The 20,023-nt window shown below is 35.8% G+C and carries 19 protein-coding genes and 2 pseudogenes; 19 read left to right on the top strand and 2 right to left on the bottom strand.

The genetic code is table 11. The features are described 5' to 3' along the window. Nucleotides 1-105 precede the first annotated feature (105 nt). From JNUCC74_RS13870 to JNUCC74_RS13820, 11 genes and pseudogenes are all read left to right on the top strand, one after another. Nucleotides 106-1,035, top strand: a complete 930-nt coding sequence (locus JNUCC74_RS13870) for a manganese-dependent inorganic pyrophosphatase (RefSeq protein ID WP_454065810.1) — start codon at nucleotides 106-108, stop codon at nucleotides 1,033-1,035. A gap of 208 nt (nucleotides 1,036-1,243) precedes the next feature. Next, entirely contained in the window at nucleotides 1,244-1,393 is a 150-nt protein-coding gene (locus JNUCC74_RS13865) for a small acid-soluble spore protein P (RefSeq protein ID WP_454065809.1), read from the top strand. 441 nt (nucleotides 1,394-1,834) lie between these two features. After that, complete coding sequence (mscL, locus tag JNUCC74_RS13860) at nucleotides 1,835-2,224, top strand: large conductance mechanosensitive channel protein MscL (protein ID WP_454065808.1); 390 nt, start codon at nucleotides 1,835-1,837, stop codon at nucleotides 2,222-2,224. A gap of 24 nt (nucleotides 2,225-2,248) precedes the next feature. Next, nucleotides 2,249-2,853: pseudogene (locus tag JNUCC74_RS13855) on the top strand (GNAT family N-acetyltransferase). Further along, the gene (locus JNUCC74_RS13850) at nucleotides 2,837-2,998 is read left to right on the top strand and encodes a hypothetical protein (protein ID WP_179104269.1); all 162 of its coding nucleotides are present in this window, start codon (nucleotides 2,837-2,839) and stop codon (nucleotides 2,996-2,998) included. Before JNUCC74_RS13855 ends, JNUCC74_RS13850 begins: the two are co-directional and overlap by 17 nt. A gap of 113 nt (nucleotides 2,999-3,111) precedes the next feature. Then, nucleotides 3,112-3,518 (top strand): annotated as a pseudogene (locus JNUCC74_RS13845) (DUF4269 domain-containing protein). Nucleotides 3,519-3,829: 311 nt separating this feature from the next. Next, the gene (locus JNUCC74_RS13840) at nucleotides 3,830-4,258 is read left to right on the top strand and encodes a spore coat protein (RefSeq protein WP_454065807.1); all 429 of its coding nucleotides are present in this window, start codon (nucleotides 3,830-3,832) and stop codon (nucleotides 4,256-4,258) included. Between the two features lie 135 nt (nucleotides 4,259-4,393). Then, complete coding sequence (locus tag JNUCC74_RS13835; protein WP_454065806.1) at nucleotides 4,394-4,948, top strand: SLOG family protein; 555 nt, start codon at nucleotides 4,394-4,396, stop codon at nucleotides 4,946-4,948. Between the two features lie 259 nt (nucleotides 4,949-5,207). Then, a complete protein-coding gene (locus tag JNUCC74_RS13830) occupies nucleotides 5,208-5,873 on the top strand; it encodes an SIMPL domain-containing protein (RefSeq protein WP_454065805.1) in 666 nt (221 codons plus the stop codon). Between the two features lie 112 nt (nucleotides 5,874-5,985). Then, nucleotides 5,986-6,357 carry a DnaJ family domain-containing protein gene (locus JNUCC74_RS13825; RefSeq protein WP_454065804.1) on the top strand — a complete coding sequence of 124 codons (372 nt, stop codon included), beginning with the start codon at nucleotides 5,986-5,988 and terminating at the stop codon, nucleotides 6,355-6,357. Between the two features lie 443 nt (nucleotides 6,358-6,800). Continuing rightward, a complete protein-coding gene (locus tag JNUCC74_RS13820; protein ID WP_454065803.1) occupies nucleotides 6,801-7,286 on the top strand; it encodes an N-acetyltransferase family protein in 486 nt (161 codons plus the stop codon). Nucleotides 7,287-7,992: 706 nt separating this feature from the next. On the opposite strand, the gene JNUCC74_RS13815 is transcribed toward JNUCC74_RS13820, so the two are convergent. Further along, the gene (locus JNUCC74_RS13815) at nucleotides 7,993-8,346 is read right to left on the bottom strand and encodes a carboxymuconolactone decarboxylase family protein (protein WP_454065802.1); all 354 of its coding nucleotides are present in this window, start codon (nucleotides 8,344-8,346) and stop codon (nucleotides 7,993-7,995) included. 687 nt (nucleotides 8,347-9,033) lie between these two features. On the opposite strand from JNUCC74_RS13815, the gene fosB reads away from it, so the two are divergent. Continuing rightward, complete coding sequence (gene fosB, locus JNUCC74_RS13810) at nucleotides 9,034-9,456, top strand: metallothiol transferase FosB (protein WP_454065801.1); 423 nt, start codon at nucleotides 9,034-9,036, stop codon at nucleotides 9,454-9,456. A gap of 75 nt (nucleotides 9,457-9,531) precedes the next feature. On the opposite strand, the gene JNUCC74_RS13805 is transcribed toward fosB, so the two are convergent. After that, nucleotides 9,532-9,942, bottom strand: coding sequence for a DUF6376 family protein (locus JNUCC74_RS13805; RefSeq protein ID WP_454065800.1), 411 nt, complete (start codon nucleotides 9,940-9,942; stop codon nucleotides 9,532-9,534). 399 nt (nucleotides 9,943-10,341) lie between these two features. On the opposite strand from JNUCC74_RS13805, the gene JNUCC74_RS13800 reads away from it, so the two are divergent. The 7 genes from JNUCC74_RS13800 (at nucleotide 10,342) to JNUCC74_RS13770 (ending at nucleotide 19,468) form a co-directional block, all read left to right on the top strand. Next, on the top strand, nucleotides 10,342-11,076 hold the full coding sequence (locus tag JNUCC74_RS13800; protein ID WP_454065799.1) for a hypothetical protein: 735 nt from the start codon (nucleotides 10,342-10,344) through the stop codon (nucleotides 11,074-11,076). 523 nt (nucleotides 11,077-11,599) lie between these two features. Further along, on the top strand, nucleotides 11,600-13,018 hold the full coding sequence (locus JNUCC74_RS13795; protein WP_454065798.1) for a DHA2 family efflux MFS transporter permease subunit: 1,419 nt from the start codon (nucleotides 11,600-11,602) through the stop codon (nucleotides 13,016-13,018). Nucleotides 13,019-13,631: 613 nt separating this feature from the next. Further along, on the top strand, nucleotides 13,632-14,660 hold the full coding sequence (gene proB, locus JNUCC74_RS13790; protein WP_245799677.1) for a glutamate 5-kinase: 1,029 nt from the start codon (nucleotides 13,632-13,634) through the stop codon (nucleotides 14,658-14,660). Nucleotides 14,661-14,726: 66 nt separating this feature from the next. Further along, nucleotides 14,727-15,974 (top strand): glutamate-5-semialdehyde dehydrogenase, encoded by a 1,248-nt coding sequence (locus tag JNUCC74_RS13785; RefSeq protein ID WP_454065797.1) that lies wholly within the window; start codon nucleotides 14,727-14,729, stop codon nucleotides 15,972-15,974. 1,013 nt (nucleotides 15,975-16,987) lie between these two features. Next, nucleotides 16,988-17,317 carry a chaperone CsaA gene (csaA, locus tag JNUCC74_RS13780; protein ID WP_077317939.1) on the top strand — a complete coding sequence of 110 codons (330 nt, stop codon included), beginning with the start codon at nucleotides 16,988-16,990 and terminating at the stop codon, nucleotides 17,315-17,317. 221 nt (nucleotides 17,318-17,538) lie between these two features. Beyond that, nucleotides 17,539-18,897, top strand: a complete 1,359-nt coding sequence (locus tag JNUCC74_RS13775; RefSeq protein ID WP_454065796.1) for an FAD-binding oxidoreductase — start codon at nucleotides 17,539-17,541, stop codon at nucleotides 18,895-18,897. Between the two features lie 301 nt (nucleotides 18,898-19,198). Next, entirely contained in the window at nucleotides 19,199-19,468 is a 270-nt protein-coding gene (locus JNUCC74_RS13770; RefSeq protein ID WP_454065795.1) for a hypothetical protein, read from the top strand. The last annotated feature ends 555 nt before the right edge of the window (nucleotides 19,469-20,023 follow it).

The following is a 20,023-nucleotide window of genomic DNA, read 5'->3' as shown; positions in this document are numbered from 1 at the left end:
ATGATTTACCAATTTACATGATGTTAAATTCATTAAAACGCTACTCAATTGGCATGAATTTTGATAAGCTTATAGTTATAAAAGCTAATAAAAGGAGAAATGATCATGGCAAAAACAGTGATTTTTGGACATAAAAATCCAGATACGGATGCAATCTGTTCAGCAATAGCCTATGCAGATTTAAAGCAAAAATTAGGTGTGGATGCTGAAGCGGTTAGATTAGGCAACGTTAACAAAGAAACACAGTATGCGCTTGACTATTTTGAAGTAGAGGCGCCACCATATATGGAGAAAGTAGAGGAAGGTACAGATGTTATTCTTGTGGATCATAATGAGTTCCAGCAAAGTGTAGCAAATATTAAAGATGTTCACATTAAGGAAGTTGTCGATCACCACAGAATTTCTAATTTTGAAACAAGTGATCCGCTATACTTTCGCGCAGAACCTGTAGGATGTACCGCAACGATTATAAATAAAATCTATAAAGAAAACGGCATAGAAGTTCCGAAAAAAATTGCAGGATTATTAGTATCTGCAATTATTTCCGATTCTCTATTATTCAAATCGCCAACTTGTACAAAAGAAGATATTGATGCAGCTCATGAATTAGGGAAAATTGCTGGAATTGATGTGGAGAAATATGGTCTTGAAATGCTAAAGGCTGGGGCGGATTTAAGTGATAAGCCTGTATCAGAATTAATCACAATGGATGCGAAAGAATTTTCCATGGGAAATGCAAAAGTAGAAATTGCGCAAGTAAATGCTGTTGATACGGAAAAAATTTATCAACAACAAGCTGAGATTGAAAAGGAAATTACTAATCATATTCAGAAAAAGGATCTCGACTTATTCTTGTTTGTTGTGACAGATATTTTAAATAATGATTCTGAGGTACTAGCTTTAGGAAATGGTAAATCAAAGATGGAGAATGCCTTTGGGATAAACCTTGACGAGCGTAGTCGCGCATTACTAAAAGGCGTTGTTTCACGAAAAAAGCAAATCGTCACTGCATTAACCGATGCTTATGAAAAATAAGAAAAATCCAGATAAGGGTAGAGCCTTTATCTGGATTTTTTCATACAAAAAGAGTGTGTCACTTGTTTACTTGCTAAATTAATTTCCTTCTAGAAAGAATGCTCCTGATTAAAGCTATGTTGAGTCAATTTTACAACCTGGCTATAGAACGAATAAATGGGATAATAATTACAAAAACTGATACAAATGCATGATAGGAGGGATTTTTTTGGGTAAACCGAAAGGACCTAAGCAGCAGGAGCATCCGAACTTGCCGGAAAGCCCTAACCAACCATATGGTGAACCGTTAAGTGGTTCTAAAAAAGTAAAAACAGCCAATCATGCTGGACAAAAGCATAATCCACATCATGGGCTTTAGACAAAAGGCAAATAATGGAAATTGTAGTGGAACAAGTCTTCATAAATTCTCCCGTACCGTATGGATGTGGGAGAATTTGCTTTTAGAGGTATATCTTTGTTAATGCAAGCAATTTTTTATAAACCAGATATGTAAATTGTTTTTAAATGCATGTTAAGAGGATGTTCAAAAAGTCGGGTAAAATGACACAGGGAATTTCATCATAGAATAGACAACTTAGTATAGAAGATGTTTCTGTAAAATTTTCCCGCTATTTCTCAAATTCAACCATTTTTTACTGACGATCTTGAGAGAAAAACGGCTCTAAATAATTGTTTTTACCACCGATCAAGGAGAAAAACACTCCTAAAATGAATTTTATGTATCTTCTTTTTGCACACACTTGTTAATGTAATTTTGTTATTATTTAATATATACCATTTTAATAAGGGGTTGCTTTGTATGTGGAAAGACTTTAAAGAATTTGCGTTTAAAGGAAATGTAGTTGACTTAGCTGTTGCAGTTGTAATTGGTACAGCTTTTAGTGCAATTGTTACATCGCTAGTTGAAAATATAATTACACCACTCATGGGAATTTTAATGAATGGGATTGATTTTAGTCATTTGTCTCATAACGTTGGGGAAGCCGAGATAAATTATGGACTGTTTATTCAGTCGATTATTGATTTCTTTATTATTTCCGGGTCTATTTTCTTATTTATTCGTTTACTAATGAAGTTTAAACGGGAGAAAAAGGAGGAAACTGTAGAACAAGAGCCAGAGGTCAATCCACAAGAGGAATTGCTCAGAGAAATTAGAGATTTGCTAAAAGAGCAGAATCAAGCAAATTAAGACCGAATGACAAAGGGGAAACGTATGAAAATAAAAGCGTACACATCTGCTTATGAAAAAAGTTGGCTGGAGTGCCGAGTTTTAGCATATTTAGACACTGCTTACTATGACAATGTTTTTCAAAAAAAAGAGCAGTATGATAGTCTTGCTATTGAGTTGGTGGCTATAAAAAATGATAGAGTAATTGGTTTAATTGATGTTGAATATGAATAAGAGCCAAATTCGGTCTGTACTGGAAATAATAATAAGTGTGGCGGAATGATTTGGCATCTTGCTGTCCATCCCGATTATCAACGAAAGGAATTGCTTGGCGATTATTAAAAAAAGTAGAGACAATTGCTTTGGAAAAAGGTTTAGCTTATTTAGAAGCATGGACCAGAGATGATCCTTGGGTATTAAATTGGTATAGAAGAAATAGTTTTACCCCTTTTCTTTCTTATTTACACGTTTTTCTTGAAGGTAGTCAAGAAGTTATGAATGTAACAAGTAAACTGCCAGATCTTCAGCCTGTTCAGGCATGGGCGCATTACACTAGAGAGAATGAAGAAATGGTTCGCTTAGCATTTCAACGTGTACATAGATGTACAGGTTCTATCAAGAAGGTGATAGAAAATGATTCATTCTATTGAGCGTTTGCGAACAGGAGACATTAGACAGCAAGAAGCATATAAAACAATTCTTCAGTTACATATTTTAAACGATTTACAACATTATCATCCCGTTTTATGTGGTACTTATCCACTAGCTATCTATCCCGAATGTAAGGTGCCGTAAGACTCCACTTCAAGAATTGTGGAAAACACGAAGAAGTCCAAGTGGGAGATAACGGCACCTAAATTCCCGATTCGTTCAACTAACATTCAGTAGGGGAAGAAGGAAAATCCCTACTGAATGAAGTTTCACTTTATTTAGAGGATTCCGACTTAGATATTATTTTACAAGCGTTTCATTTAGATAATTTAGAATCAGATATAAGACGTTTTTACAGCCGATTTCCGGATTTTACCATAAAGAGAATCAGAGATCAAGAAGTAATAAAAGCAAATTTTAAGTTTCATACATTTATGTTTGAACTGTTTGGACAAAAACAGGCCGTTGATCAACAGAATGCTTATCTCCATATGGTAATTGAAGACCATATATTAAAACAAAACCCGGCATTAAAGAAAGAAGTTATCCCTTAAAGCAGGAAGGAATGAACACAGAGGCTTGTTTTTGTAAGCTATTAGGTCTAAAAGGAGATCCATTTGAACAGTTGCTTCTTTATGGTAAAAAGACAGGAATCATTGGCTAAAGGAAGTGAACAATTTTCATGTTTGCTTGGATGATTAGAAAGGTTATAAAATTTTGGATAGAAGTTGTTACCGTTGAAAACATTTATGAATGTAATTAGAGAAGTATATGCATAGGAGCTTCTTTTTATCGTCAAAAAAACTGTGGTACAACATTTCAAGATGATAGTGCACTTGTTTCTTTTTGTGAATAATGAAGTAGAAAGAGACAGAAAAAAAGAATTTTCCCGTTTCATAGGTGATTGCCATATACAAAAATTAGTTACTTGCCATAGGTTATTAGTGTACCAATCACAGGAAAGGGGAATTTTTTATGAGACATCATCACGGATATTGTGGTTATCCACCGAAAGTTGTTCATCCTACAAAATATAATTGTGTTAAACAATGTAGCGAAGATGTAGTAGAGCATATTCATCCATCACACACAGCCGTTCACAATCATCATACTACGATAAATAAGCATGTATTTCCACATTCGACCTCTGTACAAAATACGAACAGCTGTGTAGACGTGTATGGAGGTTCTTACAATGTTCCTCCACAAGTAGGAGGAGCAATGGCACCGGGTTACGGTCCGGGGCAAGTAGCAGGAGCAATGGCGCCAGGATACGGACCAGGGCAGGTAGCGGGAGCAATGGCACCAGGATACGGACCAGGACAGGTAGCGGGAGCAATGGCACCAGGAATGGGATACGACTGTCATAAGCCAAAACATTGTAAACATCCACATAAATGGTGATAAGCTAGAGATAGAAGCTGGCATATGATATGTCAGCTTCTTATTTTCATGAAGGAAACTGTTTTGCTACTTTAATGTTTAAGGGAACGATTGTATTCTATAATATAAATGAAGGTCTAGAAAGGGTGAGCCAATATGAAAATATTAACTGTAACAGGCTATAAACCGATGGAGATCAATATTTTCAATGAAGAGGATGAACGGATTACATATATTAAAGCTGCTCTTGAAAAAAGACTTATTCCATTAATTGAAGCAGGAGTAGAATGGGTGCTGATTTCTGGACAGATGGGTGTTGAGTTGTGGGCTGCGGAAGCAGTATTTAAATTACAAGAGACATATGAAGTTAAATTAGGGGTTTTTCCACCGTTTGAGAATCAGAATAGTCGCTGGCCGGAGCAACTTCAGGAGAAATATCAAGCAATTATAGCTACCGCAGATTTCTATAAACCAATCTATCAAGGTGAATATAGAGGAGCCTATCAATTTAAAACAAAAAATATGTGGTTAACTGATAAAAGTGATGCGTGTTTAATATTAATGGATCAAGAATACCCTGGTAGTACGCGTTTTTTTTATGAAGCTGCCAAGCAAATGATGAATGAAAACGATATTTATATCATTACACCCTCTGATTTAGATGATGTTGTGGAAGAAATAAGGATGTCGGACCCCGATTACTGGTTATAGATGAAAACTTAATATTTATGAGTACATGACCAAATTCACTGTGAAAAAGAAAGCAGAAGTTTTTCCAAGGCTAAACTTGATAAGAAAGTGAGCCTAATTGTTTTTAGTAATTAAAATAAAGGAATTGAAATTATTAGTAACATAAATTTTTACTAAAGTTAAAACAGCTTAGGCTGTAATTCTGGATGGATATCACTAGGAAAGTTATTATATCATTATGTGTCGTCGTGCATATACTCTAAAGAGGAGTGATGTACCTATGTCATATATGCAATCTGATAAGCAACCGTCTACTTCCGTTAGTTTGCCGGATGCTAGAACGATGAAAGTGTATGGAAATGGAAAGGTAGCTGTAAAGCCTAATGTTGCCATTGTCCAATTAGGAGTGGTAACAGAAAATAAATCCCTTCACAAAGCTCAACAGGAAAATACAGAAAAAATGAATAAGGTGCTTCAAACTTTAGTGAATTTAGGTATCCCTAATAAAGATATTCAAACCTCAGCCTTTATAATTAATCCAAAGTATGATTATCAAAATGGTAAGCAGTTTAATCAAAGGTATCAAGTTATGCATATGTTGCAAGTTAGGTTAACACATATCGATCAGGTCGGTATTGTTATTGATACTGTTGTCAACCAAGGAGTAAATCGTATAACCGATATTCGTTTTACAACAGATCAAACAGATATATTGTATGAAAATGCGCTTCAGTCCGCTTTACAAGATGCTAAGCGTAAATCATATATTATTGCTAACACATTAAAGCTTCCCTTATCCCCAATGCCAATTCGAATTGTTGAAAGAACCATTAATCCACCAGCTATCTATAAAACAGCCGCCGCAACTACAGAAGGCTTTGCAACCCATATTCAGCCAGGACAGATTGAAATAGAAGCAGCAGTTGAGTTGGTATACAGTTACTGAGTTTCAGATGATGATAGGTACGATTTTAAAACTATTTGGTGAAATGGGAAGGTAAAGAAAACTATTTGTCGAATGGTAAACGAAGAACAAAAATATATGAGGAGGCGAAAGGTTGGATAAAAAAGATGCAAAAATTGAATATGAGCTTGATGAACGCCTTCAATATGTGGATCCAATTAGTGAGATAGTAAAAAGAGCAGAAAAAGAGGGACATTTCGATCACTTACCTGGAAAAGGAAAACCATTGAAACTAAGAAATGATTATATGAATCCAGAAGATAAGCAGCTTTATAAAACGATGAAAGATAATCATATTCTTCCAAAATGGATTGAACTGGCAAATGAAATTGATGCATTGAAGAAGGGTTTGTCTAAATCAGAAAGTAAAGAGAGAAAGAAAAAAGTGAAACGTATCAACAAAAAAATTAAAGAATACAATTATATTTGTCCTCCATCCTTACAACGGAATAAAATTCAAAATTAAGCTATTCATACGTATTCAATAGAGAAGATAAATAAACCCGAGTAGTTCGAGAGTGACTTGTTTTCCAGTAGTACATTGTATGCAGTGAAATACTTGCTAGCTAAGAAAATAAGCTAGTGCTATGGCAAGCCCCGACAAGCTTAAATTTTGGTCCGTACGAAGGAGAAATAAAACGATCTCGAGGGACGAACGCATAAGCTGGCCGAAGCTACTTGTAAAAAAGATATTCGCCATGTTGAAACAGATATTGTTTCCCAGATAATAAGAAAACTTGGTAAACACCAACCCTAGAGCGCAGATAATCGCTAAAAATTCGCTGTGTAGTCTAAACTTTAGCGCTAAAATGGTAACATTCTAAACACACAATGTACGATCAAATTCGCTACATCATTTTTATGAAATTTTAACATCCTCTTATGATTCGTGCAGAAAGGGGAATAGTAATGAATTATGTAATCCGCCAGATGACCGAGAAGGATATAGAGGCCGTACAACAAGTAGCAAGAAAAAGCTGGCATACTACGTATCAAGGGATTATACCTATGTCTATTCAAGAAGAATTTTCGGCTCGTGCATATAGTAAGGAAATGTTGGCGAAAAGGTTAATGTTTTCGCATCTGTTTGTTGCCGAACTTGATGGGAAAGTTGTTGGCTTTGCAAACTATTCCCCATTGACAGAACAAGGAGTTTCTGAGTTAAATGCAATCTACTTACTACCGGGTTATCAAGCGATGGGTATAGGAACAGCCTTGTTAAAAGCTGGATTAGAATACCTAAAAGAAGTTAATATAATGTATTTAAATGTAGAACAGGATAATGAAATTGGTAAGCGGTTTTATGAGCGAAAAGGCTTTAAAATAGTGGAGGAATTTACAGAGGATTTTGCCGGACATAAGTTAAATACGATCCGGATGGCGCTGTATCTTTAAGGGGTTAAGAAGTTCTTTAAACGATCACCTTGTTGCTTTAACTTAATTTTAATACTAAAACTTAAAATCTTTACGAGTCTTTAATGTTTTAAAACAGCTAATAATAAAGGGCTTTTTGTACGACTTGCAGCAAAATATAGATGAAGAGGAAGATCGACTAAAAGCGGGCTTCTTGCTCAGGTGTCTGTATACCCTTGTTGTAGGAACATATTTTTCTTATCTCGAATATTTTTGGGAAAATCTGCTTATTTTTTAGAGAAACGACTCCTAAATTCCTCCATTTGCTTGGATTGACAGGACAAGGAAAGCTTCTAGAATAATCATCGCGGTTTTTAAGTACAGAGTTGCTGCAACAGCAATACACGGCGATTTTTTAAGAACAAGGAACCTACGTTAACGACATATCGCAGTTTTTCAAGGAAAAAGCTACACCAGCGCGACACATCACGGTTTTTCAAGGACGCCTGTGAACTTAGCCTTTGATCTATTATTTTAGGAAGAAAAGCACTCTTTGAATGAAGTTTCCCTGTATCTTTTAGAAAATGTCCAGTTTGTACATTGCTAATCTGAGCGTCTCTAGCTTTTGCACTTGTGAAGTTTCGTCTGTTTAGTACCAATTTAAAATTTAGCATTTTATAATATATACCTAGGGAAGCCTGTTGAAATCTATTCAGCAGGCTATACTAATTTATTTTACCAGTATCGTCTAGGCTTGGAAGTCTCTTATACATGTTTGAACCAGTGTTACTCCTTGACTCAAAGAAGCTCCACCGCCGAAGGCAGATGTAACTGCAATTGTTTCCAGTATTTCCTGTTCAGTACAACCTTGGTCAAGACAACCTTTGGTATGATAGATAATACAATATTCATCTTGGGCATGGATGCTGATCCCGAGAGCAATTAATTGTTTAACTTTTGCTGAAATCCTCCCTTCTGCAAAGCAAGCTTCGGTAAAATCATTGTATTTTTGAGTGAATGCAGGCATTTTTTCAGAAAATGTTCCAATACCTTGTTTATATTCGAGTAATGCTTCCTTTGAAGAGATTTTTGACGATTCCATATTAACCATTCCTTTTCTAACTATTCGATATAGCCTTAGTATGAGCAGAATAATTGGGCTTAAACATAATATTGTGGATAATGCAATTAAAGAATAACCGGTAGGGCATAATAAGGTATAAACGAATATAAGGAAATGGTTTGACTGATATCATAATAAGGTATGATAGAAATAGAATTGTACAAGGAGGCGTATTTATGAAAAAGTTAATTCGGAAACTTATTAAATATGGACCAATTATTTATCCTGTTATCAAAAACTATTTGAATAAGCGAAAAGCGAAAAATAGTTATGATAAAGAATAAGTCAACTCTCTTATAAATAGGAGACCTTATGATGAATAATGAAGCATTCCCGTATAGAATGGAACTTTTGATTTACAGTTTTTTATGTTTTATTTGCCTGATTTTTGAAAAAAACAGTACTGTAACAGGCTAATTTTACAAAATACAAAAGGGATGTATAAAGATTACCGAAAACTGTATTTGTTAAATATCAACTTATTGATAGTAAAAAATGTACGTAAGGAGAAATTCATTATTTCACATCAAAATGGACTAATACTTATGAGAAACAATCAACTTGATGAACGCAATTGGCACCGACGCTTCTTATACATAGTTTGTTTATTTTTTTATGTTTTTATCATAAGCTTTTTCATATACGTATTTACAGAGGGAGGAAAAAATGAATATTCAGGGGATTAATCATTTATTATTTTCCGTTTCTGACTTAGAAAGATCCATTAAATTTTATCAGCAAGTCTTTGATGCTACGCTACTAGTTCAGGGAAGGCGAACAGCCTATTTTGATTTTAATGGACTTTGGCTTGCTTTAAACGAGGAAAAAGACATTCCACGTCAGGAAATTCACCAGTCTTATACACATATTGCATTTACAATTGATGAAGATGATTTTCAAGCGATGTATGACAAACTAAAAGCGTTACGTGTAAATATTTTGGAGGGGAGAAAAAGAGATGAGCGGGATAAGCAATCCATTTATTTTACAGATCCAGATGGACATAAATTTGAATTCCATACGGGATTCTTAGCTGATCGATTAGCCTATTATAGAGAAGAAAAGAAACATATGAAGTTTTTTGAATAGGAAGTATAGGTAGGAGATAACAACATGCCAAAATTCGTTCGACATGAACTCTTAAGGCATGTAGTACCCTGTATACTATAATTCAAACTGTTCAATTTGTACTTTAAGAGATATGATATTTTCTATTGTTTGGTAAATCTCTGTTTCTTGTAGTTGTTCAACGGTAATCTCACCTTGATTGATAATATTATTAATTATTTCCAACAATGCTTCACTTTTATAGGCCAGCTCCTGATGTATATTCTCTGCGATAGTTGGCGGTTCAATATTAGTAAAATTTTCTATTGTACCTGTTAAGTCTTCCAAACGTGCAACCGATTGATCTGTTTCTAACGATGATGATTCTTCAGCAAACTCACTTAAGTTATTGATATATTCGGTTGCTTCCGTGGCATAATCGAATGAATCCGTTGCTTCTTCTAACAGAGAACAACCGCTTAGCAACAGAAGAATAGTCATAAGTAAAGCAGCCATGCTCTTTTTCATCGATAAAATCAATCCTTTCGCCAAATGAAATTTACATGTATGGCATAATACGAACACCGTTTCTTTTTCTATCGTTTGTATGGTTTTTTCTATAAATGTGTAATAATTCGCTACAATATGGCTTAAATGAGGAGCTAACTTCAATGCAATTGGTTAAAATATTATAATTTTAACGCAGAAGTCCATTTAGTGGTGTATATAATTAATTTTTAGTGTGTTACAGAGTTCTGCAATAGCTTCTCGTTCCTTAATCCTAACAAATTTTTTATTTATCATAATGAAGCTTTCTATACCATACGATATAGTCCTGTATAAAGTTTCAAGTAATTGGTACTAATTATCTAACAGAATAAGGGAAAACTACTTGCCTAAAGAGCAGTTGCAGAAAGGGATGGTTTTATGAAAAGAACACTATTTCTTGTGGCTGTTATGATTAGTTCCCTGTTTGGTCTGTTAAAAAATACAGTGTCAGCGGAGTTTGTTGATTTGTATTTATTGGAAAGTAAACAACAAGAGGACAAAGAGTATCAACGTTATCAGAAAGCAATTATTATGTATAAAGCGAGGGAGTTGGGAATAGATGTTGAAGGAAGATCAGCAAGTGAGTTAAAGCGTCAAGTTGAGCAAGAGTTTTTAATGCAAGCAGCGAAAAGGTTTAATCTAAAGACAAAAGGGAAAAAAATAGATGAATTAAAAAAAGAAGTACATGACGCCATTATCGTTGAAAAAGCTATCCAATTAGGTATTGAGACAGAGAATAAAAAGCCAAATGAATTGGCAAAAGAGGTTCACGAAAAAAATATTAAGCAAAAAGCAGAGCAATTAGGACTAAATATAAGTGGAAAATCTATAGTTACATTGGAAGATGAACTGATTACCATGGAAGTGGAAAAAGAAGCAGAGCAACTGGGAATAAAACGACAGGGAAAGAGTATTAAACAATTAATTGAAGCTGTGCATGAAGCTAAATTGTATCATACTGCAGAAAAATTAGGGATACTTATTATAAATAAAAACGCTAATGAAATATTAGAGGAAATTATTGTGAATCATGCTACAGAGGCAAAAAAATTAAACCTTTATCCATTTAATAATGGTAAATTTTATAGTATTTTTCATTATAAATTTGAATAAACGGTTTATAAGCTAATTATCCACCATCATCCACTTTCAGGCTCTAATGGTGGATTTTTTTACTTTAATACAGAGAGGCTAAATGCCACTAGTTAAATGCTATTGTTTAAGTATCTTGGCGCTACAACGTTTTCTCTCGCAAAAAATAAAGCTGAACAATTAGCAGAGAAGTCCAATCAACACAGAACAGATTTTCATGACGTTCTGTTTCGTGACACTTTGTTTCAACCTTACAATAATTTGTTCCGATTTTGTGGTGCTCCATTCTAAGTTTAGGCTATTCCGCTTCGAGTTTGTGTCTTCTGTTAAACTTTATGGATCTCTTTCCAAGGTATTTCAGTTACAACTTTTCCGGAGAAATAACTTAATAATTATATCAAAGCGAAATAGTTTGTTCAATAATTTCTATATGATATTATGTTAGTTATCTCACTTTGTAAAGAGGGTATGTTCGGACATAAAAAATGATTTAGTTTGCTCAATCAACGATACAGCTATAAAATAACCAGAGAGGAGAGAAAAGATGAATACTACAAATACACAAGCAAATGATCCAACACAGATAAATAAACTACCATTAATCATCGTACTTATTTCGGGAGCTTTCGTCGCTATTTTAAACCAGACGTTATTAGCTACAGCATTGCCTAAAATTATGGCCGATTTACAGTTGGATGCTAATACCGTTCAATGGTTGCAATCCATTTTTATGTTGGTTAACGGGATAATGATACCTATTACTGCATTTTTAATTGAACGTTTTACGACAAGGGGATTGTTTTTAACTGCACTAAGTATGTTTGCTATTGGGACACTTATATGTGCGGTAGCTCCTAATTTCTCTACACTATTGGTTGGACGCGTGGCTCAGGCTGCTGCTGCGGGAATAATGATGCCACTAATGCAAACCATTTTATTTCTTATCTTTCCAGTGGAAAAACGTGGAACAGCGATGGGAATGTTTGGCTTAGTTATTGCCTTTGCCCCAGCCATTGGCCCGACTTTATCTGGATGGCTAGTTGAACACTTTCCATGGAGAAGTGTGTTTTATGTCATATTACCAATAGTAATCCTTGATATCATTGTGGCTTATTTTATTTTGAAAAACATTACCAAACAAACCTATCCAAAGGTGGATGTTCTATCTATTATTCTTTCAACACTAGGCTTTGGTGGACTATTATATGGGTTTAGTGTTGCTGGTAATAGTGGTTGGGGAAGCATACAAGTGACCCTTTCGTTAATTATTGGAGCTATTACGTTGACATTATTTATTCTTAGACAGTTGAAGCTAGAACAACCAATTCTTGAGTTCCGCGTGTTTCGTTATTCGATATTTTCGCTTACGACTGCGCTAGGTATGGTTACCTTCATGGCTATGATCGGAGCTGCAGTTATTCTCCCGTTACTTGCACAAAATATGCTTGGTTTTTCTGCTTTGGAATCGGGCTTAATGCTTTTACCAGGAGCAGTTGTAATGGGAATTATGAATCCAATTACCGGCAGATTATTTGATCAATTTGGTGCACGCTGGCTTTCCATTATCGGGTTAACCATTGTAACAATAACAACGTTTCTGTTTACGAATCTATCTATAACAACAACATTTACGTATTTAGCTACCGTAAACGCAATACGTATGTTGGGGATAGCTATGGTTATGATGCCTGTAACAACAGCTGGTTTAAATCAGTTACCTTTTCATTTGATTCCTCATGGAACGGCAATGAATAATACAATGAGACAAGTAGCTGGTGCAGTTGGGACAGCCTTATTAGTAACTGTTATGACCAGTACAGCACTTCCTGATAAAGGAGTAGAAGGCTTGATCCACGGGGTAAATATTTCTTTTATTGTCGCTGGTTTATTTGCGATTATTGCACTAGTTTTATCGCTTTTTATAAAACGATCAGGATCGAAAAATGTACAAATTGGCAGATAAACAAAGGCAATAAAATGCTAATTGGTTAAAAGGTTGTTTAAAGAAAAACTTGTAGAAACAGTTGACATTCCTCGTTTTTCTATCCATAATATCTATAAAACATAGTTGAACGGTAAGAAAGGAATAGTATGTGGTTTGTTCGGTGCCAGAGAGAGGAAGTTAACAGCTGGAAGCTTCCTACACTTGAAGCCACAGAACCTGCCTTTCGAGTCTCACAAAAGTGGGCGCTTATTTCGGCGTTATTGAATGAAAGCGGGATGTGTTTGGACACATTCAAAATAGGTGGTACCGCGGAAGAAGCTCTTTCGTCCTTATTTCTAAGGATGATTGGGCTTTTTTTACAATAAAGTGAAACTTCATTCAGTAGGAGTTTTCTCCCATCTCCTACTGAATGTTAGTTGAACGAATCGGGCATTTAGGTGCCGTTTTCCCCCACTTAGCCCCTTTTGTATGAACTCAGGGATCTTGAAGTGGGAGTCTTACGGCACCTTACATGCGGGATAAATAAATCACTATAAAATTTGAAAAGATATTGGGAATAGGAGTATGTAAAGTGAAACAGAGAATTGTTGTCAAAATTGGAAGTAGCTCTTTAACAAATGTACATGGAGAGATGGACGAAGAAAAACTGACAGAGCATGTTCAAGCTATTGCCAAGCTTCGCGAACACAAGCATGATGTTATCTTAGTTTCATCGGGAGCGGTTGCTGCAGGTTTTCCACAAATTGGTTATGCGTCCAGACCGGTCACTTTAAAAGGAAAACAAGCGGCTGCAGCAGCCGGTCAAGGATTATTGATTCAGACATATATGGAAAAATTCTCGGAGTTCGATTTAAGAGCCGCACAGTTATTATTAACACGAGATGATTTTAAAGATCGAGAAAGGTATAAAAATGCGTTTAATACGCTAATGGAGCTTTTAGAGCGTCGTGTCATTCCGATTATTAATGAAAATGATACGGTATCGATTAAGGAGCTTACTTTTGGTGATAATGATATGCTTTCTGCTTTAGTAAGTGGGATCGTGCACGCCGATCAATTAATTATGTTAACCGATATAAATGGTTTATATAATGGAAATCCTCGTCACAATCCAAATGCAGTAAAATATGATTATTTGGATAATGTTACAGAGGAGATGATTGCTCAAGCAGATGTTGATGGCTCCGCTGTCGGAACAGGAGGAATGAAATCAAAGCTGGAAGCTGCTAAAATGGCACTTTCATTAGGTGTTAGTGTGTTTATTGGTACAGGACAAGGTAGCGCTAAGCTGTTAAACATAATCGAAGGAAACGGAGACGGTACGTATATCTCTAATCCTGCAAAAGGATCGATTACCACAAATAAACAATGGATTGCGCTGCATTCAGAGCCAACTGGGCAAATCTATATTGATGATGGGGCAGAGGAAGCCCTCTTACATCAAGGTGCAAGCCTTCTTGCTGCCGGGGTTCGTAAAGTAACCGGTGCTTTTAAAGAAGGAGATGTCGTAGAAGTTTATGGAGGCAAAGGACTAATCGGAAAAGGCGAAGTCAGTTGTTCAAGAGATGTTGTCATGAAAGAAATAGCATTAAGGAATAGCAACACGCCTGGTCTATCTTCAAGGGTGATTCATCGTGACCGTTGGGTAAGGCTAACATAAAGGATGATTGTAAAGGATAGCAACTAGTGTCATTACTAGCTATTTATAAATAGGAGGAGGAGTATCATGTCAGAAATACAAAAAAAAGGAAAACTTGCGAAGGCTTCTAGTTATCAATTAAATGGGGTAACTACGGAGGAGAAAAATGAAGCCCTTCGATTAATTGCTGATCAACTTTTACAGGATGAGGAGAACATTTTGCAAGAAAATCAAAAGGATTTAGAGGATGGTAAACAGAAAGGTTTATCTGAATCGGTCTTAGATAGGATTATGTTAAATGCGGACCGAGTTAAGGGAATGCATGATGCGATATATCAATTAATCGATTTACAAGATCCTATTGGTGAAGTACTTGAGACGATTACAAAGGATAATGGCTTACGGGTTGAAAGAAAACGCGTTCCAATCGGAGTTATCGGCATGATTTATGAAGCAAGACCAAATGTAACGATTGATGCTGCAACACTCTCTTTAAAAACAGGGAATGCTGTTATACTAAGGGGAAGCTCTTCAGCTAAATATTCAAACCGTGCATTAGTAGCTTCTATTCATCAGGCTTTGTCCAAGAGTAAATTGCCTTTGGATGCAGTGCAGTTAATCGAAGATACGAGCAGAGATTCGGCAAAAGAACTGTTTACATTAAATGAGTATTTAGATGTATTGATTCCTCGAGGAGGTAAAAATTTAATAGAGACAGTGATTCGTTCTTCTACGGTTCCAGTTATTGAAACTGGCGCAGGAAATTGTCATATCTTTATTGATGCATCTGCTGATGAAAATTTAGCGGAAAAAATTGTACTAAATGCTAAATTACAACGACCATCCGTTTGTAACGCGATTGAATCTTTATTAATTCATAATGAATGGTTCCATGAACATGGGGATCATTTGTTAGATCAATTACAGCAGAATCAAGTGGTTATTTATGGAGATGAAACAGTTGTTCAAGCTTTCCCAAAAGCAAGCAGGGCAATGGAAGAAGATTGGCAAACGGAATACCTTGATTTAGCAATTAGTGTAAAAGTGGTTGATTCTTGTAAAGAGGCAGTTGACCATATCAATACGTATGGTACAAAGCATTCAGAAGCAATTATTACAAGTGATAGAGCAAATGCGGAGTTCTTCCAGCAACATGTTGATGCAGCAGCAGTTTATCATAATGCCTCAACTCGGTTTACAGATGGATTTGAATTTGGTTATGGTGCAGAAATTGGTATTAGTACACAAAAACTACATGCAAGAGGGCCAATGGGGTTGCCTGCACTTACATCTAGTAAATTCTATATATATGGAGAAGGACAAATACGGGAATAATACAAAGGCAGATCCTATAAGTGCATAAACAGACAAATGAGCACATGTTTGGATTAACAATGTACAAACTGGAGAACTTCTGACGAGATAAGGTTAGACTTCATTCAAGGAATGCGTTGCTCTTTGAAACAATAGATCAAAGGCTAAGGTCGCAGGAGTTCTCGGAAAACAATAATGTGTACTGTCAAAATTTTCTTTTTTAAAAAAACGTGATGTATCGCTGTCTTAATCCTTTTTGCCCTTGAAAAACCTGCCGCAGCAACTCAGTTCTTGAAAACATTATTCAAGAAGCTTTCCTTGTCCTGTCAATCCAAGCAAATGGAGGAATTTAGGAGTCGTTTCTCTAAATAATAAGCAATTTTTTTCAAAAATGAGAGGTGCGGCTCCTGACGTTCGAGATGAGAAAAACATGCTCCTGCAACAGGGGTATACCGACACCTGAGTAAGAAGCCCGCTTTTAGTCGATCTTTTATGATTTGAGCTGATATTGACCAACATAAGAAGATCGGAGTTTGCTAGGGACACGAGCATGAAGTTAGAGAAGCTAGAAGCTACGTTTAAAAACGATATCCACCATGTAGAAATGGATAGCGTTTTCTAGTCAATATAAAAGATGCATCTTAAAATTTTCACATTGGAAGTATAGTATTGAGTTTAAACCTACAAGAATTTTTTGATGATTTTATCCCGCATGTAAGGTGCCGTAAGTTTCCCACTTCAAGACCTGAGTTCGTGCAAAGGGTCAAAGTGGGAAGAAACGGCAACCTAAATGCCCGATTTGTTCAGCTAACATTTCTTGGGAAAGGCATTCCAAGAAATGAAGTTTCACTTTATCCCGCATGTAAGGTGCCGTAAGACTCCCACTTCAAGACCTGAGTTGATATAACAGGGTGTAAGTAGAAGGAACGGCACCTAAATGCCCGATTTGTTCAGCTAACATTTCTTGGGAAAAGGCATTCCAAGAAATGAAGTTTCACTTTATAAAACGCATCAAATTGAAAGGATGTTTATTTATGGCAAGTATAGAGGATTTTCAAAAATTAGACATACGAATTGGGACGGTAACGAAGGCAGAGCCTTTTACCGAAGCAAAGAAACCGGCAATTAAGCTGTATATTGATTTTGGTGATTTAGGGATAAAACAATCATCTGCTCAAATTACCAAACGTTATCAACCCACAGATTTAGTCGGTCGACAGGTGACAGCAGTGGTTAATTTTCCATCTCTGCGAATTGCCGGGTTTAAATCGGAAGTACTTGTTCTAGGCGGCATACCAAAAGCAGGTGATGTTGTATTATTAGCACCAGATCAAAAAGTGAAAAATGGTACACCAGTATCTTAATTGTCATTGCAATCAAGGTGCAAAAGAAGCAGGTTTTAATTACATGTAATTCTTTACGATAAATGGGAATAAAATTTTATAACGAAAATTATTTGTTTACTAATGGTACAACATTTTGTAATAATAAAAAAATCTATCGTTGCGAATTAAATTTTTATACTATTCCCATTGTTTGAAAATTAAATAGCTATACATTCTTAAGCACAAAGGGAGAGATAGCATTGTCCATATTAGAGGCATTAGCGCAAGTCTTACCGTCTGAACAAATAAGTACGAACGAGACAATCCTAAAACAGCATAGCTCAGATGAATCGTACCATACACCGGAATTCCCGGATGTTGTTGTTTATCCAAAATCAGCGAAGGAAGTCAGTGAAGTGATAAAGGTGGCGGCTATAAATCAGATACCGATCGTCCCTTTTGGATTAGGTTCTAGTTTAGAAGGTAGTGTCATTCCATATCAAAAAGGAATTACGATTGATTTTTCATGGATGAATCAAATTTTAGAAGTGCTTCCTGATGATTTTCTAGTAAAGGTACAACCTGGAGTGACAAGGAAACAGCTGGAAAAAGAACTGAAAAAATATGGATTATTTTTTTCCGTTGATCCTGGAGCAGATGCAACATTAGGGGGAATGGCTGCAACAAACGCAAGTGGAACTACATCTGTAAAATATGGTGTTATGCGGGATCAGGTTCGTGATTTAGAAGTAGTATTGGCAGATGGTACAATCATTCATACAGGGAGCATGGCAGCAAAATCATCTTCTGGAATACATTTAAATGGTTTATTTGTTGGCTCGGAAGGAGTATTAGGTTGTTTTACAGAGCTTACGTTAAAAATCCACGGTATCCCAGAGGAAATGATGGCAGGACGAGCGACCTTTTCAACATTGGATGATGCTGTTGGAGCTGTCATTCATATGTTGCAAGCGGGAATCCCTGTAGCAAGGATTGAATTAGTGGATGAACAATCCATGAAGCAGATTAATCAATTTAATGATACCACTTATTTTGAAGCTCCAACTATTTTTTTAGAATTTCACGGTAATGAAGCTGGTCTAAAGCAGGATATTGCTTTTGCAAAGGAAATATTACAAGACCATGAATGTCAGGATTTAGCATTTGAATCAGATACCGCTTTGAGAAATCAGTTATGGGAAGCAAGACACAATACAGCTTATGCATATTTGCACCATTATCCTGGAAAAAAACAAATGGTAACAGATGTTTGTGTACCCATTTCTAAATTAGCGGATGCAATCAAACATGGCAGGAAAGCTGTCGATGCTTCCGGACTTCCAGGAGGAATTGTCGGTCATGTTGGTGATGGAAATTATCATATTTTAATGATGATCGATGTTAATAATCCCCATGATCTGGCTAAAGCGAATAAGGTAAATGAAGAAATTGTTTCGTTTGCATTAGCTTGCGGTGGAACATGTACTGGTGAGCATGGTGTTGGTATTGGTAAAACTAAATATCAGAAAAAAGAGCATGGGGAAGCACTTGAAGTGATGCGTAAGCTAAAAACAGCATTGGATCCTGAACATATTTTAAACCCGGGAAAAATCCTCTAAGGGTTTTGGTTTTAAGAAAAGAGAATTTTTCAAATAAGGCGTTCCGAAAGAATTCCCCGTATCTTTTTAGCAATACGGGTGTTCTTTGGTATAAAAACTATAAAAATTTTGGGTTTCGTTATTACTTTTTCGAGGCTTGTTGCTAGCTGAATTTTATTTACGTTAAAGGCTTTCTTAACGAATGATTATGCTCAAGAAGTAACGAAAGGTTGTTCATATTAACCCAAGTCCTATATACATAAAATTGGTATAAAAAGACAACCTATAAAAGTGAATAAATAAACTTATTGGAGGTCGTTTAATGGAAAGTCAGCATCCCCACCAGCAAATCGAATTAGCGACAGAACAATTCTCGGAAGCATATCAGCTACTGCAAGAAGCTAAGACGAATGGAGATGAAGAACAGCTCCTGCAAGCGCAACAGCAATTGTTACAAGTAGATAGCTTATTAAAAGCTACACAGTATCATGCAGGTGAACAGGCATTAGAAAATCCACAATTTCAGCAAACATTTGAAAAGCTTCATAATGCAAGACAAGAAATTGAAGAATATAGACAGAACAATCATTAAGGGCTCAGTCTGTTAGAGCCCTTTTTTCTATGTTAAAAGATATCATCATATCTATGCTTTGGGATTTTTTTGTACGTGTAGCATAGATTGGCAAGTCATGTACCAGCAAATTTTAATCAAGTTGTAGGGACTTTTTTCATACTCTTTTTCTGTTTCTACAATAGCAACCAATTTTAAAAGGATGTCCATAGACGAATTAAAAACTCCTCTTTGGTTAAGGGTGTTTATCAAACTGTATACACGATGCTCTCTCGAACTTCAACTCGACAGGATCTATGAGTATCGCGTTGGGAGCGGGACAAGAAAAACATCGACAGCGATACGTCGCGATTTTTCAAGGACAGAAAAAAAGACTTCGATAGCAGTACAGCCGAACAAGGAAAAAAATTTCTTTTTCACACTATAGGAAAGTATAAAATTTTACGGTTTATAGTATGAGAAAAACGATAGTATTCGCTATAAAGACTTGGCGACAAGCCAAGTTTTTCTAAAGAACAAAGAAAGCTTTAAGAACATGAAAACGTCAATCGCGATATATTGCGATCTCACCCGACC

The sequence above is a fragment of the Cerasibacillus sp. JNUCC 74 genome, from assembly GCF_053667775.1.
This window is presented reverse-complemented; position numbering and strand designations above follow the sequence as displayed.